19 protein-coding genes and 1 pseudogene are annotated in these 24,360 nt (G+C 66.0%); 13 read left to right on the top strand and 7 right to left on the bottom strand.

The genetic code is table 11. The features are described 5' to 3' along the window. Positions 1–387: 387 nt before the first annotated feature. Positions 388–969 carry a DUF305 domain-containing protein gene (locus tag ASE87_RS12730; RefSeq protein ID WP_055801328.1) on the bottom strand — a complete coding sequence of 194 codons (582 nt, stop codon included), beginning with the start codon at positions 967–969 and terminating at the stop codon, positions 388–390. Continuing rightward, the gene (locus ASE87_RS12725; RefSeq protein ID WP_369814011.1) at positions 966–1,730 is read right to left on the bottom strand and encodes a cation diffusion facilitator family transporter; all 765 of its coding nucleotides are present in this window, start codon (positions 1,728–1,730) and stop codon (positions 966–968) included. Before ASE87_RS12725 ends, ASE87_RS12730 begins: the two co-directional genes overlap by 4 nt. Positions 1,731–1,737: 7 nt before the next feature. Here ASE87_RS12725 and ASE87_RS12720 point away from each other — a divergent pair, with 7 nt between their 5' ends. The 6 genes from ASE87_RS12720 (at position 1,738) to ASE87_RS12695 (ending at position 6,138) form a co-directional block, all read left to right on the top strand. After that, entirely contained in the window at positions 1,738–2,805 is a 1,068-nt protein-coding gene (locus tag ASE87_RS12720; protein ID WP_055801336.1) for a sodium:calcium antiporter, read from the top strand. 428 nt (positions 2,806–3,233) lie between these two features. After that, positions 3,234–3,740, top strand: coding sequence for a hypothetical protein (locus tag ASE87_RS12715; RefSeq protein WP_056228979.1), 507 nt, complete (start codon positions 3,234–3,236; stop codon positions 3,738–3,740). 217 nt (positions 3,741–3,957) lie between these two features. Continuing rightward, positions 3,958–4,545, top strand: coding sequence for a sigma-70 family RNA polymerase sigma factor (locus ASE87_RS12710; RefSeq protein WP_233570234.1), 588 nt, complete (start codon positions 3,958–3,960; stop codon positions 4,543–4,545). Further along, on the top strand, positions 4,542–5,252 hold the full coding sequence (locus ASE87_RS15860; protein ID WP_082452595.1) for a zf-HC2 domain-containing protein: 711 nt from the start codon (positions 4,542–4,544) through the stop codon (positions 5,250–5,252). Before ASE87_RS12710 ends, ASE87_RS15860 begins: the two co-directional genes overlap by 4 nt. Before the next feature lie 180 nt (positions 5,253–5,432). Continuing rightward, a complete protein-coding gene (locus tag ASE87_RS12700) occupies positions 5,433–5,831 on the top strand; it encodes a hypothetical protein (protein WP_056228976.1) in 399 nt (132 codons plus the stop codon). 79 nt (positions 5,832–5,910) lie between these two features. Continuing rightward, complete coding sequence (locus ASE87_RS12695) at positions 5,911–6,138, top strand: hypothetical protein (protein ID WP_056228973.1); 228 nt, start codon at positions 5,911–5,913, stop codon at positions 6,136–6,138. Positions 6,139–6,170: 32 nt separating this feature from the next. Here ASE87_RS12695 and ASE87_RS16925 read toward each other — a convergent pair whose 3' ends face one another. Both ASE87_RS16925 and ASE87_RS12685 read right to left on the bottom strand, forming a co-directional pair. Further along, entirely contained in the window at positions 6,171–6,644 is a 474-nt protein-coding gene (locus tag ASE87_RS16925) for an HIT domain-containing protein (RefSeq protein WP_082452678.1), read from the bottom strand. A gap of 5 nt (positions 6,645–6,649) precedes the next feature. Beyond that, the gene (locus ASE87_RS12685; protein ID WP_056228970.1) at positions 6,650–7,219 is read right to left on the bottom strand and encodes a recombinase family protein; all 570 of its coding nucleotides are present in this window, start codon (positions 7,217–7,219) and stop codon (positions 6,650–6,652) included. A gap of 707 nt (positions 7,220–7,926) precedes the next feature. On the opposite strand from ASE87_RS12685, the gene ASE87_RS12680 reads away from it, so the two are divergent. The 4 genes and pseudogenes from ASE87_RS12680 (at position 7,927) to ASE87_RS16170 (ending at position 18,776) form a co-directional block, all read left to right on the top strand. Further along, a complete protein-coding gene (locus tag ASE87_RS12680; RefSeq protein WP_162235882.1) occupies positions 7,927–10,899 on the top strand; it encodes a LamG domain-containing protein in 2,973 nt (990 codons plus the stop codon). Positions 10,900–10,980: 81 nt separating this feature from the next. After that, on the top strand, positions 10,981–17,241 hold the full coding sequence (locus ASE87_RS12675) for an RHS repeat-associated core domain-containing protein (protein WP_157489875.1): 6,261 nt from the start codon (positions 10,981–10,983) through the stop codon (positions 17,239–17,241). 637 nt (positions 17,242–17,878) lie between these two features. Next, positions 17,879–18,462: pseudogene (locus ASE87_RS12670) on the top strand (recombinase family protein). A 44-nt stretch (positions 18,463–18,506) separates the two neighbouring features. Then, positions 18,507–18,776 carry a hypothetical protein gene (locus tag ASE87_RS16170; RefSeq protein ID WP_157489873.1) on the top strand — a complete coding sequence of 90 codons (270 nt, stop codon included), beginning with the start codon at positions 18,507–18,509 and terminating at the stop codon, positions 18,774–18,776. 32 nt (positions 18,777–18,808) lie between these two features. On the opposite strand, the gene ASE87_RS16165 is transcribed toward ASE87_RS16170, so the two are convergent. Both ASE87_RS16165 and ASE87_RS12665 read right to left on the bottom strand, forming a co-directional pair. Beyond that, positions 18,809–19,147: a DUF2274 domain-containing protein gene (locus tag ASE87_RS16165; protein WP_157489871.1), complete on the bottom strand. Its 339-nt coding sequence runs from the start codon at positions 19,145–19,147 to the stop codon at positions 18,809–18,811. Beyond that, on the bottom strand, positions 19,144–19,428 hold the full coding sequence (locus tag ASE87_RS12665) for a hypothetical protein (RefSeq protein WP_056228962.1): 285 nt from the start codon (positions 19,426–19,428) through the stop codon (positions 19,144–19,146). The genes ASE87_RS16165 and ASE87_RS12665 overlap by 4 nt, the downstream gene beginning before the upstream one ends. 420 nt (positions 19,429–19,848) lie before the next feature. Here ASE87_RS12665 and ASE87_RS12660 point away from each other — a divergent pair, with 420 nt between their 5' ends. From ASE87_RS12660 to ASE87_RS12650, 3 genes are all read left to right on the top strand, one after another. Then, on the top strand, positions 19,849–20,235 hold the full coding sequence (locus ASE87_RS12660) for an iron chaperone (protein ID WP_056228959.1): 387 nt from the start codon (positions 19,849–19,851) through the stop codon (positions 20,233–20,235). Positions 20,236–20,385: 150 nt separating this feature from the next. After that, positions 20,386–20,685, top strand: coding sequence for a DUF4190 domain-containing protein (locus ASE87_RS12655; protein ID WP_056228954.1), 300 nt, complete (start codon positions 20,386–20,388; stop codon positions 20,683–20,685). 169 nt (positions 20,686–20,854) lie between these two features. After that, positions 20,855–21,754 carry an SDR family oxidoreductase gene (locus ASE87_RS12650; protein ID WP_056228951.1) on the top strand — a complete coding sequence of 300 codons (900 nt, stop codon included), beginning with the start codon at positions 20,855–20,857 and terminating at the stop codon, positions 21,752–21,754. A gap of 81 nt (positions 21,755–21,835) precedes the next feature. Here ASE87_RS12650 and ASE87_RS12645 read toward each other — a convergent pair whose 3' ends face one another. Beyond that, the gene (locus ASE87_RS12645) at positions 21,836–24,325 is read right to left on the bottom strand and encodes an excinuclease ABC subunit UvrA (protein ID WP_082452593.1); all 2,490 of its coding nucleotides are present in this window, start codon (positions 24,323–24,325) and stop codon (positions 21,836–21,838) included. Positions 24,326–24,360: the final 35 nt, after the last annotated feature.

Raw genomic sequence — 24,360 nt, 5'->3', positions numbered from 1 at the left:
ACCGCCTCCATCTCGCACTCATCTGACGGAGCACCGTCCGGCTGACCAGGCTCGAGACCATACGGATCGACATCGCTGAGAACAGCCAAGACACCAGCGAGGGTCTTCCCGTAGGTCGCTGTCCCCGCTCTCATGCCCCTCATGATGCCTGGGGCTGCCTCAACCGGTGACCGATTGCTAGGCGGACGTTTTCAGCACGGGTCACATCCTCACCAGCAGGACTGCGGGAGCGACGTCGACCACGAGGCCGGCGACCGGTATCGCTGCCACCCCAGGTGGCGACCAAAATTCCGCTGCTTGTGGCTCCCCGAGCCATCCCGGGACTGCATTACCAAGACCGAGATTCTGGTGACCGTCTTGGGGCACGCTGGCCTGCGACGAGGACGGCTACTTGATTACCGCGAGGAGGTCTTCCATCGTGTCGATCTGGTCAGTCTGAGAGGAGACGATCGCTGTCGCCAGCTGGACCGCGTCAGGGTTCTGCCCACCCTCGATCTCGGTCTGCGCCATCTCGACAGCCCCCTCGTGGTGTGTCGTCATCTGTTCCAGGAACAGCCGCGCCGCGTCGGTTCCGTCAGCATTCTCGAGGGCGTCCATGTCGGAGTCGCTCATCATGCCGTCCATGGAGTGATCCATGGACGCCTCAGTGTCCTGCCCCCAAGCCTTGAGCCATGTCGTGAGCTGATCAATCTCCGGGGCCTGCTCGGCCTTGATCGTCTCGGCAAGGGTGATCACGTCCCCGTCGATACCGTCTTTCGCGAGGAGCATGTCGCTCATCTCGACGGCCTGGGTGTGGTGCGGGAGCATCATCTGGGCGAACATGACGTCTTGATCGTTGAAGGCAGCAGCCTGGGACGACGACGCGGACGACGTGTCGCCTGCGGACGACGACGCCTCGGCGCACCCCGCGAGGGCGAGGGCAGCAATGGTCGCAGTTGCGCTGATGAAGATGGTGGCGGTGCGGTTCATGGTCGTTCTTCCAGGATCAGAATCGAAAAAAAGATACCCCCCGGAGGTATCGTGCCGCGTACGGCTGATGAGAGCCTCTGAGCCGGCACCGGTGGTATCGGTGTAACGGTGAACGCGTCGAGGTTGCCGAGCGCAGCGCGCAGATGCGCCTCGGCCTGGTCGGCGGTCTGGGACGCCGTCAGGAGGTCTTCGGCGTCGACCTCGATGGTTGCGGAGCCGGTGAGACGGTGCCCGATCCACCGGAGATAAAGATCGTGGACGCCCCGCACGCCCAGGGCGTGTTCCAGGGCGTGTTCGGCTCGCTTGTGGAGGTCGGGGTCGATGCCGTCCATCAGCCGTCGGCCGATGGATTTCACCGTCCCCCAGGGCAGGACCATGATCGAGGCTGCGATGAGCAGGCCGATGATGGGGTCCGCGAGCGGGAACCCGGCGAGGACCCCGATGGCGCCCAGCACGACAGACAGGGACGTGAAGCCGTCCAGGCGGGCGTGGACCCCGTCAGCGACAAGGGCTGCCGATCCGATCCGTCGCCCGACGCGGATGCGGTAGATCGCGACGAGTTCGTTGTCTGCAAAGCCGATGAGCCCAGCGGCGACCAGCAGCCAGGGATTCGCGATCGGCCTGGGGTCGATGAGGCGGTTGATCGATTCCCAGCCCGCGGCGGCTGCCGACGAGTGCAAGGCGCCTGGACCGGCCGGGGGCCGCCGGCATCCGTCTCGACGATCGCCCCGCGTCGAGAGGCGCACCCCGAGGAGTTGCATAGCACGCATGGACACCCTTCCCCTCTGGCTGTTAGCCGCCATCTTCGTCGCCGGCGCCGCCGTCATCTGGGTCGCCGGCATCCAGCTGTCGAAAACGACCGACGTCCTCGACTCCCGACTCCACCTCGGTAGCGCGCTCGGCGGACTCATCGTCCTCGCGGTGGCGACCAACCTGCCCGAGATCGCCATCACGGTCAGCGCCGCCCTCTCGGGCTCGCTCGAGGTGGCCGCGGGCAACATCCTCGGCGGCATCGCCCTTCAGACGGTCGTCCTCGTCGTCCTGGACGCCCTCGGGAAACGCGGCAAGGGTGTCCACCCCCTCACCTATCGCGCGGCCTCCCTAGGGCTGCTGCTCGAGGCGCTGGTCGTGGTGGCGGTCCTCGCCGTCGTCATCGCCGGAACCCAGCTGCCGTCCTCGCTCACAGTGGCGCGCCTGACGCCGGACGTCGTCCTCATCGCCGTCATCTGGCTCGTGGGCCTGTTCCTCGTCCGGCGTGCCGGCAAGGGCCTGCCGTGGCACGAGGCCGGAGCGGCACCTGACACGTCGACGCCGCGACCGCGCGGACACCGGACGCGCTCGAACCCGTCGCCGACGACCATGAGCACGAAGAAGGCCGCGGTCGTCTTCGGCCTGTCGGCCCTCGCCACGCTCGTCGCCGGCGTCGTGCTCGAACGCGCGGGCGACGCGGCCGCGTCGCAGATCGGCTTGTCGGGTGTGCTGTTCGGCGCGACAGTCCTGGCCCTGGCGACGAGCCTGCCCGAGATCTCGACCGGGTTGCAGGCCGTCAAGCAGGGCGACGACAACCTGGCCATGAGCGATATCTTCGGCGGCAACGCCTTCCTGCCCGTGCTCTTCCTCGTCGCCACGGTCATCTCCGGGCAGGCGATCCTGCCCCAGTCGAACACCAGCGACGTCTACCTGACCGCCCTCGCCGCGCTCCTCACGCTCGTCTACGCCGTCGGCCTGCTCTTTCGGCCGCGACGACGCATCGCGGGCATGGGCGTGGACTCGTTCGTCGTGCTCGTGCTCTACGCGGTCGGCATCGGTGGCCTCGTCGCCATCACGCTCGGCTGACAGGACCAGCCCGGCGACACTGGCGACCGTCAAGCCCAATGAGCCGTGGAAGTTGACCAAGGCGCCCATGCTGCTGTAGCCGCGGGCGTCCTTGTACTCGACCTGGCCGACGTCTGAGATCGCCGTAATCCGGTCCCGGGGGATGTTTCGAGACCAGATCACGTCGTGAACATGGATAGTCACGTCGTCCAGCAGGGCGTGACGCCGCAGCTGCGAACAGTGGCCCAGAGTGATGATGTGTGACAGCGGTGCCCTCGGTGCAGGGTTGCCACTCGCGTCTGCCACCCGTTTCGCCGGGAGTGAGGACGGCTGCCTGCGACCGCCAATCTTTTTCGGCCACGGATGAACTTCTGGATGAGCTGCATCGTGTTCGTAGTAAGCGGGCTACCTGGGCCGGCGTACCAGCAGGAGGAATCATGCACAAGCGAATGACCATCACCCTCACGACGGCCGTTTTGGCGGCGGCCGCTCTCTCCGGGTGCACCACATCTGCCGAATCATCCACGACGACCGACTCCACCGAGCCGGCCCCCGCCGAGACCACCGCGGCAGCGGCAGTCCTCGGCACCGCAACGTCTCCCCTGGGCGAGATCATCACCGACGACGCCGGGTACACGATCTACACGTTCAAGATGGACAAGCAGGACTCGGGCACCAGCAACTGCTACGACGAATGCGCCACGACCTGGCCGGCAGTTGAAGCCTCCGACACGTCCTCCCCAGAAGGCATCACGGGCAAGATCGGTTCCCTCACCCGCACGGACGGGACAACCCAGCTGACCGTCGACGGCTGGCCGGTGTACCGGTTCGCGAAGGACACCGAACCTGGACAGGTCAACGGACAGGGCGTGAAGGATGCCTGGTACGTCCTCCAGCCGGACGGCACGATCAACATGGAAGCAGCCACTGAGGGCGCAGCAACCCCAGCCTCCTGATCGCACGCCTGCCTGCCGGACAGAACTCTCCGGGTTGCAGGCCCTCGCAGCTCCACAACCCCACCCGAGCAAAGGAGCCACAAGGCAGTGCTCATCGACATCAAGGCAGAGACAGTGGGTGCGAATACGTCGACTGCTTCCGCTCAGACGGTGAACCCATGTCCTGGCCTGGTCGATGGCATGAGGTTCGATCACTGGTGCGCATCGGCGTTCCTCGGTGCGCTCGATACAGGCACGACAAGAGGCGGTCCTGGATCAGGCACTAGCCGGACTTCACTGGCGCGAGGCGGTGAAGGTCATGGCCCGAGCCAGTGACGAGCTTTTGTCGACATTGTTCGAGTGCCACGGCGGGGCGCTTCGCCGTTACACACACAGCCTCACTCGGAACGCGGCGCTGACCGAGGACATCGTTCAAGAGACGATGCTGAGAGCATGGCAGCGTCCTAAGGTGCTGGAGCTCGACAAGGATGCGGCTCAAGCGTGGCTGTTCACGGTCGCTCGGCGCCTCGTCATCGACGACGCACGATCTGCCCGGAGTCGACGAGAAGTGGCAGCCCTTGGCGAGGTAGAAGGCACTGCTCTCGATCGCACTGATGCCGTCCTGGACAGCATCATCGTTGCGGACGCGCTGGCGTCGCTCTCCGACCACCACCGTCAGATCGTCATCGATGCGTACTTCGCTGGTCAGAGCATTCCTGAAATTTCGAGACGGCTTGGCATCCCAGAAGGAACCGCGAAATCGCGGCTCCACTATGGGTTACGCGGGCTGAGGCTAGCCCTCCAAGAAAGGGGCGTCACACGATGACTGAGCATCCCGATCTTCAAGCTAACGAGGACCGTTACCAAGACTGGGACGCGTCCTACGTCCTCGGAGCGCTCCCCACCGATGAACGTCGCGAATACGAGCAGCACCTCAGTACCTGCGCCAACTGCCGTGAAGCGGTGACGGAACTTGCGGGTCTCCCAGGCATCCTGAGCCGAATCTCGCCGGAAGAGGCCCTTGCCATCCATTCACCTCTGGGTATGGATGAAACTCAGGCGCCATCAGAAACGTTGTCGCTGATGGCCCACCGCTTCCGCAAGAGTCAACGCCGCCGCCGAGGAGTCATGGCTCTCGCAGTTGCCGCTGCTGTTGCTGCCGCCGTCTTCGGGGGGCTCGCCGTGGGCGCAAGAAACGACGTCGGCCCAGCGACGGCCCAAATGACGTTCCAGCCCATGGACCCCGGAACTGACTCCACCACCCTTACTGCCGGTCTGCAGATCGAGGAGAAATCTTGGGGCACGAGGCTCGATTGGAACTGCGACTACGGCGCGGATGCGCCAGACAACTCCCGATACGAGCTCGTGGTCACACAAACGGACAACACCACGCTTACCGTCGCGACGTGGGACGCAGCTGGCTCGCGTGCCGCAGATCTGTCTGCGTCGACGGCTATTCCCAGCCTGAAGATCACGAGTGTAGAAATCCGCTTGCAGGGATCCACGGTCGCGTTGGCTCGGCTAGACACCTGAGCACCTCCCGAACAAGCCGCCCGTTAGACGATCGGTCACCGACCATCGGCGGACGCGAGCCACTCCCCCGCAGCTACGGGGCGCCAGTTGTCTCGATAGGCCAGTCCGAAACTGATCTCGGTGAACGATCGGCTATCGGGACACCGCGTCTCTGTCGAGGTAAGACCGTAAGGTGGCGCTGTGTCTGATCGCGAGTTCGTCGTCGACCCCTTCACGCAGACCGAGGTGCGTGTCCCCTCCGGCATCTGGCAGGAACAAGCCATCGAGCACGCTCGGCGAAGTCGCAATGGGGAGCTCCGACGCATCCGCTTCTTCCTCGACTGGGGTCACAGATACCCCCTCTGGGAAGACGGCTCAGACGGCTACACGAAGGAACCCGGCGACTACGGCCTGTCCGCAGATCTCGGAGAGCGCCTCCACGCGTGGTACCAGACGTGGGCGCAGCATTGCAGTCCCGAACACGGTTGGTCTGATGAACAACGCCACCAGGCTTGGCTCGTTGCCGGCCACCGTCTCGCCAACGAGGTCGAGCTCGAGGTCTACGACTTCGCGGAAGTGATCCGAGAGTTCGATCGCTGACCGGTCGCCGATCTCCTATCGGACGCCTAGCGAGGAATGGGAAGCGTCCGGCCGGACGGACGTGCCGTATGTTTCCCGCATGCTCTTGAAGCTTCTTCGTGCACCCGCGGTGCAGGTCAGCGTGCACTTCGCCGTCCTGGCTTTTGCAGTCGCCTGGATCGTCTCAGGCAACGTCGCGGGCTACATCTTTGTCCTGCTGGCACTAATAGCCCTCGCAGTCGACGCGTATGAGTGGCGGCGGCGTGGTGCGACTCGCAAGGCCGAGTCTGTGGCGAAGCCGACGCCCCAGGGCGACCTGCCTCTTTGAGCAATGGCCGCCAACCCATGGGATATCGGGCGCTACTCGAACATCTCCGCCAGGGCCGCGTGGGGGTCTCCGTCGAACTGGTGAATAGAGGGCCGTGGTGGCCAATGGGTGGTCTCGTCGTCAGGCCAGCACGGGACGACATGGAAATGCAGGTGCGGGACGCTCTGGCCAGCGTCTTGGCCCGAGGCTTGGAGAAGGACGGTGCCCGTGGCCCCGAGCCCGCCTCGCATCGCTCGCGCGACGCGCTGTACCAGGGCGATCGTCGCCGCCAACGAGCGAGGTGATGCCGTGCGGAGGTCCGTGGTGTGTTCGACGGGTACGACCAGAGTGTGCCCGGGAGCGAGTGCCGAATCGGGCAGAGGCGCGAAGGCCACGGCGTCGTGTTCCCGTTCTATCCACACGGCCGGAGACGAACCGTCGATGATGCGGCAGAACGAGCACGGTTCCAACTGCTCAGCCTCGTTTGGCGCCGCCGCCACCTGAACTTGCACCTCTGGTGAGCCCATGTCCATCACGCCTGCTCCCCTCGCTGGATCGCGCGGTAGACCGTCGAACGGGCCACGCCAAAGAGCTCCGCGATCTCGCTCGTCGTGTGGGCGCCGGTGCGGTGCAGCTGCACCAGGTGCCTCTCTTGCGAGGGGGTGAGCTTGGGCTTTCGGCCGCGGAGCTTGCCGGCAGCCTTCGCGATCGCCATCCCCTCACGGGTGCGGGCGCGGATGAGGTCGGCCTCGAACTCGGCCACCATCCCGAGGACGTTGAACAGGAGCCGGCCGACGGGGTCGGTGGGGTCATAGACCGCTCCCCCGAGATTCAGGGCGACACCCTTCTTCGTCAGCTCATCCGCGATGTCGGTCGCGTCCCGCAGCGACCGGGCGAGACGGTCGAGCTTCGTGACGACCAGGATGTCGCCGGCACGGCACGCAGCGAGGGCCTCGCGGAGACCCGGCCGGGCTCGAGTCGTCCCCGACAAACCGTGGTCAACATGGACGTGTTGATCGTCAACACCAAGTGCTGCAAGACCATCACGCTGTGCTGCGAGATCCTGCCCGGAGGTCGAGACGCGAGCGTATCCGATGAGCATCCGACGACTGTAGCGTTTAAACCCCCGTCACCGGGCATTTTTGCGGGACAGGCATGCGCGAATCCGCAGGCCAGGAGCTACTTGGCTTCGAGCGACCGAGAGAGGCTCGAGCAGGTGTCCCGATGAACGACCGCCTATCGGACATCGAGATGAGTGCCGCGGTGGCGACTTGCGCAGCCTGCGCCAAGGAGTCCCGCGAGATTCACTGACTGCAAGTTGTCACGATTGTGTTACGGCCGTACCCCAAGAACGGGTCGACTTCTCGCCACGACAAGGAAGCAAGCACACCGATCTCTCTTAGTTGTCACCCGAACCATGCAGTCCGGTTCACAGCACGAGAATTCATGGTGGATTTTGTTTTATCTCTGGGCTTATCTTCAGCTTTGGCTGTGGGGACGCTTCCCGGTAGCTGTCTCATCAGCTCTTCAGGGGAAAACGTGCCTAGCTTTCAGATCTCGTCTGGCCGATTCGCTGCCATCGGCATCGTGTCGTGTCTTGCTCTTGTTGGATCAACCGTCGCGGCTATCCCGCTCTTAGCGGCAGAGCCGGCATCAGCGGTCACACCTCTCGCGGACGCCCCCTCGGCTCCGACTGCTGCCGAAGCGTCCGCGATCGCCGTCCAGTACGGACATCCGGTCATCATTGAGTCCGAGCTGACGGAAACAACATCGCTAGCCGCCCAACCGTCGGGTGCCACGACTTTAGAGATGTCTTCCGAGCCCGTCCGTGTCCAGGACGGCGGTGAATGGGTCGACGTGGATCTCACTCTCGAGCGAGACGCCGATGGATGGGTGCGCCCTCGTGCGGCAGCACTACCTGTCCAGTTCGCCGGGGGCGGTGTGAGCGATATTGCTCGCGTTCAGACCAAGACCGACAAGTGGGTGTCCGAGAAGTGGGATCTGGGTGCACTTCCTCGCCCACGCCTCGACGGCGCCACGGCCACCTACTCGGACGTTTTGGACGATGTCGATCTGAAGCTCACAGCCACCCCGACAGGGATGACCGAAGTCCTCGTGGTGAAGACCCCGGAAGCAGGGGCAGATCCCGAGCTGGCCGATCTCCAGCTCAAGGTCAGCGGTGCCGCCCTCGCCACCGGTGACAAGGGCTCAATCGTGGCCACCGCCAAAGACGGGTCAAGCATCTCCTCTACAGTTCCCACCTGGTGGGACTCCTCGCACCCGGACGCGAACATCGAAGGGCCCGGCGGCGACCTGACTGCCAGCCTCCTGCCCCACGACACGACGGCCTCGACGGTTACCCTCGATGTCGCCGCTGCGGCCACCACCCCCGACGTGGTCTACCCGCTCTACATCGACCCTGACTGGTCGGCGGGCGCGTCCCCGTTCTGGATGACCGACGCCTTCCGTCCCAATCAGTCCTACTTGAACGGTCAGTACGCCAACGGAAACCAAAGCGTTGGCCGCGCCTCGGACAGCGGCGGCACCTACACGTCGCGCTCCTTCTGGCGGTTTAACGTCGGCGCCCTCGCGGGTAAACGAATCATGGCCGCTCAGATCTCTCTCACGCAGGCCGACAGCTTTAACACGTGTGGCGGGAACGTGCCCATCCAGGCCTGGCGTTACTCCTCGGGACTTGGGGACGGCTTTAGCTGGAACCAGGATCAAGCCAACCCGGGCGGCTGGGCGCAGCATCTCTCGAGCGCTGCCCCTTGTCTGTCCCCTGGTCAGTCGTTTGGCATGGACGTCAGCGCGGGCCTAGCTGAGACATCTCGCGCCGGGGCCGGCTCCATCGTGATCGGTGTCCGATCCTCGAACGAAGGCAGCGGCTCGGGTCGACGCCACCTCGGCCAAGGGGCCACCCTCCGTGTCGACTACAACACCGCACCCAACGCTCCTTCCGGCTTCACCTGGGCCTCTCCCCCACGTGCATGTGGGCCGACCGCAGCTGAGGCGTCGTTCATGAACGGCGGCCAGAACCTGGTCATGCGCATCAACGCCAGCGACCCCGACGCCGGTTTTAACGTCCAGACGACCTTCCGCGTGGTCCCCGCCAACAACGGCGCCAACACCCTGAAGACTTTCCAGGGCCCTATGCAGGCCCAGGGAACTGTCCAGGTCACCATTCCCGCGAACACCTTCGGAGAAGGTGCCTACGCCATCCAGGCCCAAACCTTCGACGGTGCCGACACATCCGGCTATTCCCCCTACTGCTTCTTCACGATCAAGAACAGCGCACCGGCTCTCCCCGTTCTGAGCGGGCCAGCCTCTGGTGTCGTCGGACAGCCCATGAACGTGACGATCACCCCCCGTCCTGAGGATCAGGTTCGTGGTTTTGCGTACTGGTGGTCCCCGGCGAACAAGGCCACCCCGACGCCGCCCATGCCAACCATGGGAATCATTAGTCCTTCCACGAGCTATAACCCGTGCTCATTCGTCCAGGGTGTCGTGACCTACGTCTGTGCCACAGGTTCCAGCACGACCATCTCTCTTGCGCCGATCGACGAGACCTCCACGCTCTATGTCGCGAGCTACGACAAGGCCGGAAACGTATCTGTCGACACGGCAACTAAGTCCAACTCGGCAGGCCTTGAAGTCCAGTCCTCAGCCGACCCCGCCGCGACTTTGCCCAACGGGCATTCGTGGTCGTTCGAGCAAAATGCGAGCGGAGAGCTTCCCGCGCAACTAGATGACCGCGGTCCGGCGCCTCTGCCGCTCAGTCTTGGAAGCGGGATGAACCGCTCTCTGAGAGCCGGCGTACCAAGCGACCCGCCTGTTGCCGTTCTCGACTATGCCAACTTGGTGCAACTGAATCGGTTCGCCGGCGCGTCCACGCATGCAGCTCGAACGGGGATCACGCCCCCATCTGGCATGAACTTCGAGGCAACCATGGGCCAAATCTTTTTGCCCGGAAAGACGCCGCCGCCGGCAAACACCTTTGCCATCTACTCGTGTGCCCTGTCCTGGGGAGACATGACTTCACTCAGTGCCACCTGTGAAGGCACGGGCGTGACGGGCGTTCTTCTTGGCTACATCTGGCGGACGGCAGCAAGCGTTCCCGATGGGATGACTACACGAACTGTCTACCGATGCGCTGTTGCGGCAAACAACGATCACTTCTTGTCCCACAGCGCGAGCTGCGAGGGGCAGCACGTCGATCACCTCTTGGGCTACTTCGCCGATGTCAAACCCACCCGCACCGTCAACCCCGATGCGAGCAAATCCAGCTCAGCTGTTGACACGACGAAGAGCTTCTCGGTGTCTGCCTGGGTCAACTTGAGCGAAAATAACCCCGCGCATAACTCCTCTTACACGGCGGTGTCCCAGGAAGGAGCCAAGAATTCTGGCTTTTACCTGCAGGCCGCAGCTGGCAAGTGGTACTTCTGTGTGCGCAGCCAGACCACCACCGTTGTGACCGACTGTGCCGTGGGCCCAGCGTTGTCGACCTCCCAGTGGGTTTACCTCACGGGCATCTGGGACGCATCTAACAAACAGATCCGAATCCTCACAGACAACAGCACAACGCCTACTGGTCAAAGCCCCGTAGCTTCACACAGCTTGCCTTCCGGTGACTCTTCCGCTGCCGGGGCTCTGGTAGTCGGAAGCGCCAAGTCGGACGGAATCGCTACCGACATGTGGTTTGGACAAATCTTCAACCCAGTCATCACCCCCGGAGTCATCTCGAGCTCACAGCTCGCGGCCCGCTACGGCGACCAGCGCTAAGGCCCAAGGAAACAAAACATGAACGCGCACGCGAAGACTCCTCGTCGTCACATCCGGTCCCTGGTTGCAGGGGTGGCGATAGTGGCCACCACCACCCTGATCGTCACGACCTTGTCCGGTGCTCCTGCCTATGCCGCGGGTGACCCGAAGCCTGACCTTGGCAAGCCAGTACCAGGCACCAGCGCCAGCAAGCTCGCCGACGGCACTACTGCGGACACGTCCCTAAGTTCCCCGGTGGCGTCTGAGATCCTCGCCCCGTCCAAACCCACAACGATCGATCTGGGATCTGGCAAGCAATCAAAGGCCATTGCCATCGAGGCGACCGAGGACTCAGGCGCCACCACAGTCCTTGGTCAATGGATGAAGGTCGGATCGACCGGCATTGCGGTGGCCGCAGCCAAAGAAGCGGAGGCGGGCGCCAAGACGTCCACCGATGTCACCGCCGCCATCGTCGATAAGAAAACTGCTGCTGCTCGTGGCCTTTCAGGTCTCGTCATCAAGCTCGAAACCCCTGCCTCGGCGCCGACCGCACCTGTTGCGGTCAGCATTCCTGCGAAGTACTTGGAGAGTCAGTTCGGGGCCGATTACGGCAACCGTGTCCGCTGGGTGCAAGTCCCCGCCACGGGAAAAACCGTCCCGCTCTCTGCCGCCACGACGGTGCCGTCTTCTTCCAACTCCAAGTCCGTCACGGCAACCCCGACAGTTCAGCGCTCTGCCGTGATGATGGCTGCCGTGGCCACCGCCACCTCGAGCACCGGCACCGGCTCATTCACCGCCACCCCGCTAAAGGCAGCGGGGGCCTGGGACGTGTCGACTCAGACGGGTGACTTCAACTGGTCCTACCCCATGACCGTTCCCTCTCCCCCGGCCGGCCCCACCCCGGATGTCGGAGTGGTCTACGACTCCCAGTCCGTTGACGGTGAAACCGGATCGACGAACAATCAGCCCTCTGCCGTCGGTGCCGGCTGGACCGCGACCGGCAGTGGCTTCATCGAACGCAGCTACGCCACCTGCGCCCAAGACACCGGAACCAGCGGAGCCAAGAAAGACTCCGGCGACCTCTGCTGGGCAGGCGAGAACGCCACCCTGGCCCTCGGTGGTCACTCCGGCAAACTCGTCCGTGACACAGCCACCGGTGCCTGGCGCCTGGCTGATGACGACGGCTCCAGGATCGAGAAGCTGACCGGCACAGCCGCAGGCTGCGCCCCGAACGGTACCTACGACACCTCCTGCTGGCGCCTGACGACCACGGACGGCACCCAGTACTGGTTCGGACGCCACCAACTACCCGGCTGGGCCACCGGCAACCCCGTCACGAACTCCGCCTGGACCGTGCCCGTGTTCGGTAACGACGCCGGCGAGCCCTGCAACGCCGCCTCGTTCGTGGACTCCTCCTGCATGCAGGGCTGGCGGTGGAACCTCGACTACGTCGTCGACGTCCACGGCAACGCTGAAGCGTTCTACTACCACGCAGAGACCAACAAGTACGCCCAGTACACGACCGGCACCGCCAAGAACACGACCTACACTCGTGGCGGCCAGCTCGACCGCATCGAGTACGGCCTCACCGCCAGCACGATCTACACCGCGAACGCTGCCACGAACCGTGTGGTGTACGGGTACGACGACTACGGCCGCTGCAGTGACGCCAGCCGTGCCTCGTGTACCAAACTGCCGATCAATGCCGCCGCGACCACGCCGGCGACGCCGAGCGCGTACCCGGATGTGCCCTTCGACCAGCTCTGCACCGCGACGTGCACCGGCAAGGTCTCTCCCACGTTCTTCACGAACGGGATGCTGAACACCATCACGACCCAGTACCGATCCGGCACCACCTACGCCAACGTCGACAGCTGGAAACTCGGACACTCCTTCCCCTCCCCCGGCGACGGCACCAACCCCGTCCTGTGGCTGACCGACATCGTCCGCACCGGCTACGCCGGCACCACCACCCTTGCCGAACCCGCGACCACCTTCGTTGGTGTGCCCATGCAGAACCGCGTCTGGGCGGTCGATGGCCTGGCACCTCTGGTGAAGTACCGGATCTCGTCGATCACGAACTCCGCCGGCGCCGTCACCTCGGTCAACTACTCCGCCAAGGACTGCACCCCCGCAGAAGCCTCGACGCTGCTGGCCAACGTGCAGAACAACGACCGCCGATGCTTCCCCCAGTGGTGGAGCCCAGAGATGGTCCCGGCACAAGAGCCCAAGCTTGACCTGTTCCACAAGTACGTCGTCACCTCGGTCATCGCCGACCCGAAGACCGGCGGCGGCAACGACACCCCGCGAGAGACGTACTACGTCTACACCGGCAAACCCGGCTGGAAATACGACGACTCCACCACCACCCCCGCGAACCGGCGCACGTGGTCCCGGTACGCCGGCTACGACACCGTCGAAGAACGCATCGGCTCCGCCTCGACCCCAGCCCTGCAGCAGACCACCGCCTACACCTACTACCGAGGCATGGACGGCGACCGGGCAGCGCCCGCCGGCGGTACCAAATCTGTCGCCGTCACGGGATTCCCCGGAGTCGTCGACTCCGCCTGGTTCGCGGGACAACTGCGGAGCGAGAAAACCCTCAACGGCGTCGGTGGCGCAGCGCTGTCCGAGACCATCACCACCCCGTACGCCTCAGCCGTCCGTGCGAACGACGGAACGAATACGTCGAGGTTTGTCGACGACGCCAGCGAAGTGACGACGGCACCTTTGTCGACCGGCGGCACACAGCGCACCGAGACCTCCACGCAGTACGAGGCCACCTATGGGCTCGCCACGTCCGAGCAGACCTCCGGCACCGGCGTTCCGACGACCTGCACCCAGACCACCTACGCACCGGCGAACACGACCGCGTGGCTGATCGGCCTACCCCAGGAGACTCGTACGACGGCCGCTGCCTGCGCCGACGTTGCCTCCGCCGTGTACCCGCGCGATGCGATCTCGGCTGCCCGGACGCTTTACGACGGCCTCACCCTCGGCCAAATGCCGACCAAGGGACTCGTGAGCAGCGGACAGACCGTAGAGACCTACACGGGAACCACCGCGGCCAGCGCCCGCTGGGTCACATCGAGAACGACTACCTACGACGCAATGGGCCGTTCAGCCTCCGAGACCGATGCGCTGGGCCGGAAGACCACAACGAGTTTCACACCGACTACCGGTGGCCCCGTGACCGGGATGACGACGACGAACCCCGCCCCGTACAACTGGGCATCGTCCACGACCTTCGACCCCGCACGCGGCCTGGTCCTCTCAGCGACGGACCAGAACAACCGGGTCATCACCGCAACGTACGACGCACTCGGGCGACGCACCGCGGCCTGGTTCCCGGGACGCCCCCAGGCCTCGAACACGACCCCATCGATCGCCTTCGCCTACTCAATGACGCGAACCGCGCCTTCGAGCGTGGCCACGACAACTCTCACCTCAACCGGGACCACCACCTCCGTCTCGCTGTATGACGGACTGGGCGACATCGTCCAGACCCAAAGCCCCGCCTACGGTGGCGGCTCGGTCATCACCGACAGTCAGTACGACGCCGCCGGCCGCGTCTGGGCCACCAACAACGCCTACTGGACCACGACCACGGCCCCTTCCGGCGCCCTATTCGTGCCCGACAACCAGCAGCAGATCGCTTCCCGCAACAGCACCGTCTTTGACGGGGCCGGACGTGCGACCGCCTCCATCACCAGCTCGTACGGAAAAGAGCGCTACCGGGCGACCAACGCATACCCCGGAGCCGATCGAGTCGACACCACACCACCCGCCGGTGGCGTCCCCACGACCAGCATCACCGACGCTCTGGGCCGTCAGACCAAGCTCATCCAGTACGAAGCAGCCACCCCGACCGCTTCGGCCGTGCAGCAGGCAACGACCTACGCCTACGACACCCGCGGAGCGATGACCGGAATGACCGACCCAGTCGGAAACGCCTGGTCCTGGTCCTTTGACGTCATGGGCCGAATGGTCACCTCGGTCGACCCCGACAGCGGAACGTCGTCGTACACCTACGACCTCGCCGGCCGGAAGCTCAGCTCCACCGACGCCCGAGGCGTCACCCTCACCACCGCCTACGACACCCTCGACCGCACCACCGCCCAATATGAAGGCACTGCGAGCGGCAAACTGCTGAACTCCTGGACCTACGATTCCCTGGCCAAGGGAAGTCTCACGTCCGCCAGTAGCTACGAGGGCAGCCAACCCGGCACTCCCGGCAGCGCGTACACCAGCACCGTTATCGGATACGACGCTGCAGGCCGCCCCACCGGCAGCACCCTCACCCTCCCCACGGATGCCCCGGCCTTCGCCGGTCTGAGCTACAAGGTCGCGCTGTACTACAACCAGGACGGCACGCTCGCGACCCAGAGCAACCCCAAGGCTGGAGACCTTCCCGCAGAAAACCTCCGGTACTCCTACGACGGCCTCGGAGGGCTCACCGGCCTTTCCGGGGCAGCGTCGTACGGCGGCGTGGTGTACACCGCCATCGGCCAGGTCGCACAGTACAACCGCTACGGCACCACGCCGGCGTACTCGACCTACGGTTACGACCCGGCCGACGGCGCTGTCTTGCAGATCAGCGAGCAGACCGGCACCGGCGCCAACGCCGTCAAGCAGTCGATCCGCACCTATACACGCAACGACATTGGCGACGTCCTCTCGGCGACGAACGTGCAACCTACGACGACTGACACCCAGTGCTACCGCTACGACTCCCTGCGACAACTCACCGAAGCGTGGACAGCTGCCCTCGGCAACTGCACGCCGTCACCCACCACAGCGTCTCTCGGCGGCCCGGCCAGCTACTGGAATAGCTACAACACCGACCGCGCCACCGGCAACCGCCTCTCCACCACCGCGCACAGCACGGCCGGCGACACGACGAGCACATATGCCTACCCCGCGGCAGGCTCTGCCCACCCCCACGCCGTCACATCCGTCACGTCGACGAACGCGTCCGGGACGGCCACAGCCTCCTACGGCTACGACGCCGCCGGCGGCACGACCGCACGACCGAACGGACAGTCCCTGGCTTACGACCCGAAATCGCGCCTGTCGAGCATCACGATCGGCGATAAGGCCCAGAGGAGCATCTACGGCCCAGATGGCAGCCTTCTCATGCGCATCGACCCCACGGATGGCGCCGCCCTGTTCTTAGGCGACACGGAGCTACGTACCGGGTCCGCAGGCTCGAGCACGGTGACCGGCGTGAGGACGTACTCGCTCGGCGGCGCACCCATCGCTGAGCGAACGAGTGCTACGGGAAGCACGACCGGGACGCTGGCTTGGTTGGCGACCGATCTCAACGGCACGGCAGACATGCAAGTCGACGTCGCCACCGGCAAGATCACCCGCCGCTACAGCGACCCCTACGGAAACACCAGAGGCACTCCCGTCGCCTGGACCAGCAAGCACGGCTTCCTCAACGCACCCGAATCCGCTTTCGGCAAGCTCACTCAACTCGGCGCCCGTGCATACGACGCCACCCTGGGCAGGTTCCTCTCTGTGGACGCGGTCCTTGCGCCGGCGAACCCTCTACAGAACAACGGGTATTCCTACAGTGCTAACAACCCCGTGACCTACGCCGACCCCTCCGGGAATTGCGCGCTCGGCGTCCGCGATGACTGCCGCGGGAACGGCACCAAGCGTCAAGGCGGCATCAACAAGGCCGTCAACAATGGAGCGACCAAGGGCAAATTCCTCGGTTATTCCGTAAAAGCCCGGCAGCTTTCGTATTCCTCGACGCCGAAGAACATGAGGACAGATGGCTATCGGACGTGGATGCGACCCGCACCAGCGGCCAAACCCACCAGGGAAGACATTCGCATTGCCCAGTCCAACGCACTGGCTGAGCAGCTCTGGCAAAGAGCGCTTCAGCGACACAGGACCAGTAATAACGCGGCCATCCGCGCCCTGGCATGGGTCGCAGACTTCCAGCACAACCACAACGACGCCATAAAGGCCACAGTTAGCGTAGCGGCGTTTGCTTCTGTATCGGCAGGTGCATCTGTACCGGCGACAACGGGTAGTTCAGTCACAGTCTGGCGCACTGTGGGGACGGAAGAAGCAGCCAGCCTCGCAGCTTCCGGGCGATACAGCCTCGCCAACGGCCTCGAGGGCAAGTACTTCTTCACATCAAGATCTGATGCCGTGAGTCTCGCTCAAAAATATGAGAGCGCGGGAATCGGAGACCAAACGCTTACAAGAGGTTCAGCACCGAAATCCGTTGTCGCGAACGCCGAACCTATGAAAGCTGCTGGTGAAGGACCGGGCCTATACATTCGTGGGCAGGAAAATGTTCAACAGATCAGTGGACAACTGATGGGAAGGAAATCTAATGAGTGAATTTCGCACCTTCTCCGCGGCTATCCGCCTACTTCCTCCGTCCGAAGGAGGACTCACTTCGCCCCTCCCAGCCAAAACCACAAGCCTAGTAATACGTACCTCAAGTCGAAATCCTGGATTCTTCGACCTTGATCAAACGGTGGTGCTGACTGCTCAGAGACCATGGGTTGGAGGACAAAGCCAAGAGGCACTGGTTATGCCTCTGCATGATGAGGCTTGGCCCTACCTCTCCCCCGGTTCGTCTTTCCTCGTTTGGTACGGCCGCGTTGTCGGGGATGGGTTTTTCCTTACTGACTAGGCCAAAGGGCAAACTTTTCGGCCGGTCCACGCTTTACGCGCAGTTTGAGTACTTCTACGCGGACACGACATGCGCTGCAGACGAACCCGTTAGATGCACAGCCCAGAGGCTCGCCAGACCGAGCTCTCAAGGAACAACGGCTTACAGAGAGACCTTCGAAAGGGATCGCGCATGACTGGTTCTAGGTCTTTTCCATTCCCTGATCGTTCACCGGTCGATCCGCAGCTGCGACCACTCCCCCGAATCTTCGGGCGGGGAGCCGTTCCAGATAGGCCGTCTGAAATTAGTTCCGGTGATGGTGCCCTCTGTGAGACCGACGGCAGGACCACCGGGACCCTCATCGGCTATGCCCGCGTCTCCACCGACGCCCAGGACCTCACCGCGCAGCGAGACGCCCTCAGCGCTCTATGAGTGCCGCAAGAACGGATCTACAGCGACCGCAGCATGACCGGGACCAATAGGGAGCGGCCGGGGCTGAGGGAAGCCCTGGCGGCCTGCCGGCAGGGCGACACCTGGTCGTGACGAAGCTTGATCGTCTCGGGCGATCGCTACGAGACGCAATAGACATCGCCGAGGAGCTGACACTCCGGCAGGTGCGACTGAACCTCGGCGGGGCGGTCTACGACCCGACCGACCCCGTCGGGCGGTTGCTGTTCAACGTCCTGGGGATGGTGGCCGAGTTCGAATCCGACGTGATCCGGGCGCGCATGCGCGAGGGCATAGCCACGGCGAAGGTGCGGGCGAAGCCCAAGCTCTCCCCCATGTAAGAGCGGCACATGGTGGCGCTCAACCGGGCCGGTGACCACACGGTCGCCGAGCTGGTGGAACTGTTCGGCGTGGGGCGGGCAACGGTCTACTGGGCGCTCGTGCGGCACGCGGCCGCGGTCGATTCGGTCGTGACACTCCCCCGCGCCGACGCCTGATCTCACAGCCGTATTCCAAGAACGAGGGCCGGTGAGGCCGTACTGTGCTGGCCAAGACCTCGCTGGCCGAAAGTGCCTATATCCACCGCGACGTGCCGGTCAATTCATCCGGCGGAGGCGGTGCATGGCTGTTGACTCTCGCACCAGAAACCGGCGAATCCACCATTGTCATCCTGCCGACCCGCGATCGCCACCAGGACCCCGTCCCAGAAGCAGACGAGCGCCTGAGAGACGAGGGTTACCGGGCCGTCGAGTGGCGCTCGAGCGGCGCGGAGCGCTGGGCCACAGACCTTGAGGCGCTAGACGGCCAGTAGCGTAAATCCGTAGTTACTGAACTACGGACGTATTAGTCGTCGAGCTGCGCGCGGACGCGACGGGCGATGGCCCCCTGTAGCTCGTCGTTTTCCAGCAGCTCTGCAACGAGGGCGCGGGTGACGTGCACGTGCGCGACGCGGACGCGGCCCTGAGCCTCTGCGAGGCCTGCCGCGTAGTCGATAAGGCCTCGGTAGACCTGAGGAGACAGGTCTGCGGTGATGCGTACGGGTTTAGCTCGAATGACGTTCGGCCGGGGTGCTGGTGTCGCCTCGGCGGCGGGTGCTCCGGGCTGGTTCTGCTCGGGCGTCGTCGATGCGGCTCTCTGCGTCGCGCGGGCAGCTCGTGCTCGCAGCTCTTCCGCTTTGGTCATCGTCCTGCTCCCAGCGTCTCGATCTCGTCGGCGGCGTCGGCGTACTTGCCGAGGTCGGTGACCGGGCCTCCGAAGGCCTGGGCGATGGGCTCTCGCCGAGGAATGGTCGTCGACAGGACCATGTGTCCCTCGTCGGTCATCAGCTCGCGGAACATCGGCGTGCTGTTGGCGTTGGTGACGGTGCGGTTCATCAGCACGGCAGCGACCAGTGGCGTAGTGCGCAGCGGCTCCACGTCGTCGATAGAGGCCGACATCTCGGGCGGGCGCTCGTACTCGCCCATGGACTCGATCGCGACGTCGACGATGCGGAGGGCTGAGAGCTGAGAGCTGAGAGCTGAGAGCTGAGGCGACGATGCCGGCCTGCTCCACGAGCGGCGGCTGATCCACGACAACGATCCGAACCCAGTCTTTGCCTGACTCTTATCGACGAGTAGTGATCACCGATGAGGGGTCAAGCCTGGGCGATGTTGTGACTCAGCTCGCGAAAGGACGGGCTATCGGCAATTCGCAGGTCCGCCTCGCAAGAACCCGTCCGTCAACAGTGGAGAAGAGCACCGATCAATGGCAGGGCGACGTGAGCACTGCATGTCGAGATGTGCCCCGAGTCGCGTCGACGGCCGCACCCGAGCGCTCGACCCCGGGGGCTGGCGGCACGGGACTATCCGTCGCACACTGGTGCCCAGCGAACGAGAGGACTCGTCATGGGCGACAGCGTGGTCGATCAGTACATCGCGGGGTTCCCGCCGGAGAAGCGCGAAGCCCTCGAACGGGTGCGACGGGCCATCCACTCCGGGTGCGCCGGAGGCGTCGAGAGCCTCCGGTACGGCATGCCGGCCATCCGCTTCGACGACGGGCAGACGCTCTACTTCGCGGCCTGGACCCGCCACCTCGGCATCTACCCCGTCCCGCGGTTCGACGAAGCCCTCGAAGGCGACGTCTCCCCCCACCGACGCGCCAAGGACACCGTCGCCTTCGGCTGGGGCCGCCCCGTCCCCGACCAACTCGTCGAACGGATCAGCCGCGCCATCGCGTGCGGCACGGTGACGACGGTGGACGCGCCTCCTCCGGCTTTCGCGGTCACCCGCTGACGGGTCCCCCGCACTCCGCCGACGACCCGCCGCGGCCGCCACCGCTCCTCGCGCCGCGTCGGGTCGCGCCGGCCGACCGCGCGGCCCTCACACCCCGAAAGTCGGTACCGTCGACGAGAAAAGCTCACCCCGATTCCGAGGAGACCCGACATGACCGACGCCACCCCCTACCCCGGCCCCGGCACCACCGGCCCCGCCACGACGACCAAGAAGACGATGGGCGTCCTGTCGCTCGTCTTCGGCATCGTCAGCATCGTCTTCTGCTTGTTCCTGCCCGTCCTGTGGATACTCCTCGCCATCGCGGCCGTCGTGCTCGGCTTCATGTCGCGCAAGCGCGAGCCCGCCGCCCGCACCATGGCGACGGTCGGCATCGTGCTCGGCTTCGTCGGCATCCTGGCCAACATCGGCTCGATGATCGCCGGCGCGCTGATCATGACCCAGGGCCTCTAGCCCGCACGACGACCCGGACGAGTGGTCGCCGATCGTCCTCCGCCACCACGGCGAGCACGATCCGCGGCCACTCGTCCGCTGCGTCCGGGCCCGTACCCCGAACCCGCCGCGTCGGCGGAGGCGGTCCGGCGTAGCGTCCAGGGCACCCCAGAACCAGAGAGGACCCCGCATGACCCGCGACCAGTACACCTTCTCCGACCCGCGCACGCTCTACCCCACGATCAGCCCCGAAGTGCAGCACCAGGACGAGCCCGGCCTGCAGTCGCAGATGACGCCCGTCCCCGACCTCGGCGAGGAGACCTACCGCGGCACGGGACGCCTGCAGGGGCGCAAGGCCCTCATCACGGGTGCCGACTCGGGCATCGGCGCCGCCGTCGCGATCGCCTACGCCCGCGAGGGTGCCGACGTCGCCCTGAACTACCTGCCGAGCGAACAGTCCGACGCCGACCACGTCATCGCGCTGATCGAGGCCGCGGGGCAGAAGGCCGTGGCGATCCCCGGGGACCTGACCAGCGCCTCCTTCTGTCGTGAACTGGTGCAGAAGGCGGTCGACGGACTCGGCGGCCTCGACGCCGTCGTCAACGTCGCCGGCAAGCAGGTCTGGCACGAGGACATCGCCGACATCACCGACGAGCAGTTCGACCTGACCTTCCGCACCAACGTCTACGCGCCGTTCTGGATCGTCAAGGCCGCCGTGCCGCACCTCGCCCCCGGCTCGACGATCATCAACACCGCCTCGGCCGAGGCCCACACGCCCGCGCCCGACCGCCTCGACTACGCCGCCACCAAGGGTGCGGTCAACAACCTGTCGAAGGGCATGGCGCAGCAGCTCATCACGAAGGGCATCCGCGTCAACGTCGTCGCGCCCGGCCCGACCTGGACCGTGCTGCAGGTGACCGACGGCGTCGACCCCGAGTCGCTGCCCGAGTTCGGCTCGAGCGAGGCCCCGCTCGGCCGCGCCGGCCAGCCCGCCGAGCAGGCTCCGGCCTACGTGTTCCTCGCGTCGGCCGAGTCGAGCTTCGTCGCGGGTGAGACGCTCAACGTCAACGGCGGCATGGTCTCGCCGTAGCCCGACCGACGACGACACCGAGGAGGCGCGGGTCGGCTGCACCGCGCCTCCTCGGTTCTCGGCGTCCCGGCTCTCGCCGGGTCAGGCGGGCAGCGCCGCCGCGAGGTACGGCGCGGTGCGGCTGCCGGTCGCCTCGGCCACCTGCTCGGGCGTGCCGACGGCGAGCACGCGTCCCCCCGCATCCCCTCCCCCGGGGCCGAGGTCGATCACGTGGTCGGACGCCGCCACGACACCCATGTGGTGCTCGACCACGACGACGGTGTTGCCCGCGTCGACCAGCAGTTGCAGCTGCGTGACGAGCAGTTCGACGTCGGCCGGGTGCAGCCCCGTGGTGGGCTCGTCGAGCAGGTAGAGCGTGTGGCCCGACCGTGCCCGCTGCAGTTCGGTCGCGAGCTTGATGCGCTGCGCCTCGCCGCCCGAGAGTTCGGTGGCCGGCTGGCCGAGTCTCAGGTAGCCGAGCCCGACCTGCCGCAACGTCTCGAGGGCCCGGGAGGCGCTGGTCACCTCGGCGAGGAACGTCGCCGCCTCGTCGACCGTCATTGCGAGCACGTCCGCCACGGTCGCGTCGTGCCAGGTGACCTCGAGCGTCTCGGCGTTGTAGCGGGCTCCGTGGCACTCGGGGCACGGCGAGTAGCTGCCGGGCAGGAAGAGCAGCTCGACCGAGACGAACCCCTCGCCCTGGCAGACCTCGCAGCGGCCCCCGGCGACGTTGAACGAGAAGCGTCCGGCGCCGTAGCCCCGGGCCCGCGCCTCGTCGGTCGCGGCGAAGGCCTGGCGCACCGCGTCGAACAGGCCCGTGTACGTCGCGAGGTTCGACCGCGGGGTCCGGCCGATCGGCTTCTGGTCGACCTGCACGACGCGGTCCACCCGCTCGTGGCTCGTCGCCGTCTCGGCCAGCACGCCGCCGACCAGGGTCGACTTGCCCGAGCCCGACACCCCCGTGACCGCGGTCAGCACGCCGAGCGGCAGGTCGACGTCGACGCCGTCGAGGTTGTGCCGGGTGACGCCGCGCAGTTCGAGGGTGGCGGTCGGTTCGCGGCGGACGGGCGACCCGCCCCGGGCGCGACCGTCGGCGGAGGGGTCGAGGAACCGCCTCGTGACGGAGTCGGCGACCCCGGCGAGCCCGGCGACGGGCCCGCTGTAGAGCACCGCGCCTCCTTGGCTTCCGGCCCCCGGGCCGACGTCGACGACCCAGTCGGCACGACGCACGATGCTCATGTCGTGCTCGACGACGAACACCGAGTTGCCGCTGGCCCGCAGCCGTTCGAGCACCTCGACGAGGGACTCGGCGTCGGCGGGGTGCAGGCCGGCGCTCGGCTCGTCGAGCACGTAGACGACGCCGAACAGGCCCGAGCGCAGCTGCGTCGCGATGCGGAGCCGCTGCATCTCGCCCGGCGACAGGGTCGGCGTCGCGCGGCCGAGGCTGAGGTAGCCGAGCCCGAGGTCGTCGAGCACGGTCGTCCGCGCCAGCAGGTCGGCGGCGATGCGGACGGCGACCTCTGTGACCTCGCCCGAGGACGCGTTCGACACCGCGGCCGACGCGCTCGTCAGGGTCGCCGTCGGCCGCAGGACGTCGCCCAACACGGCGATCGGCAGGGCGTTCAGCTCGGCGATCGTGCGACCGGCGAAGGTCACGGCGAGCGCCGCCCGGGTGAGGCCGCTGCCGCCGCAGAGCGAGCAGGGCCCGCTCTCGACGTACTGCAACACCTTGGTGCGCTGGGTCTCGCTCTGCGAGTCGGCGAGGGTGTGCATGACGAAGGCGCGGGCGCTCCAGAAGCGGCCCTTGTACGGCTTGGCGACGCGGTCGCGCTGGGGGGTCACCTCGACCACGGGCTGCTCGTCGGTGTAGAGCAGCCAGTCGCGATCGGCCTGCGGCAGGTCACGCCAGGGGCGGTCGATGTCGTAGCCGAGCACGCTCGTGACGTCGCGGAGGTTCTTGCCCTGCCAGGCTCCCGGCCAGGCGGTGATCGCGCCGTCGCGGATGCTCAGGCCGGGGTCGTGGACGGCCGACGCCTCGGTCACCTCGTGCGCGATGCCGAGCCCGTGGCAGCGCGGGCAGGCCCCGGCGACCGTGTTCGGTGAGAACGAGTCGGACTCGAGGCGGTCGGCCCCGGCCGGGTAGCTGCCGGCCCGCGAATAGAGCATCCGCATCGAGTTCGACAGGGTGGTCAGGGTGCCGACGGTGGACCGCGAGCTCGGGGCGCCGCGGCGCTGCTGCAGGGCGACGGCCGGGGGCAGGCCGGTGATCTCGTCGACGTGCGGGGCGCCGCCCTGGGCGATCAGCCGCCGCGCGTAGGGGGCGACCGACTCGAAGAAGCGGCGCTGCGCCTCGGCGAAGATCGTGCCGAAGGCCAGCGACGACTTGCCCGACCCCGAGACGCCGGTGAAGGCGACGATGCTGTCGCGCGGGACGTCGACGTCGACCGCGCGCAGGTTGTTCTCGCGGGCGCCGCGGACGCGGACGAAACGGCGGGCGTGGACGTCGGCGGGGGTGTCGGCGGGGGTGTCGGTCGCCGGGGTGGGCACGTCGATCGCGGGCGTGGGCACGTCGGGAGGTGCGGTGTCGGGCATTCGGTCGATGCTACGGGTGTCGGCGGCGGTCGGGC

This window comes from Frigoribacterium sp. Leaf44 (genome assembly GCF_001421865.1).
Lineage (GTDB): Bacteria > Actinomycetota > Actinomycetes > Actinomycetales > Microbacteriaceae > Frigoribacterium.
The sequence above is the reverse complement of the archived record's forward strand: the minus strand, read 5'-3'. Positions and strand labels throughout refer to the sequence as shown.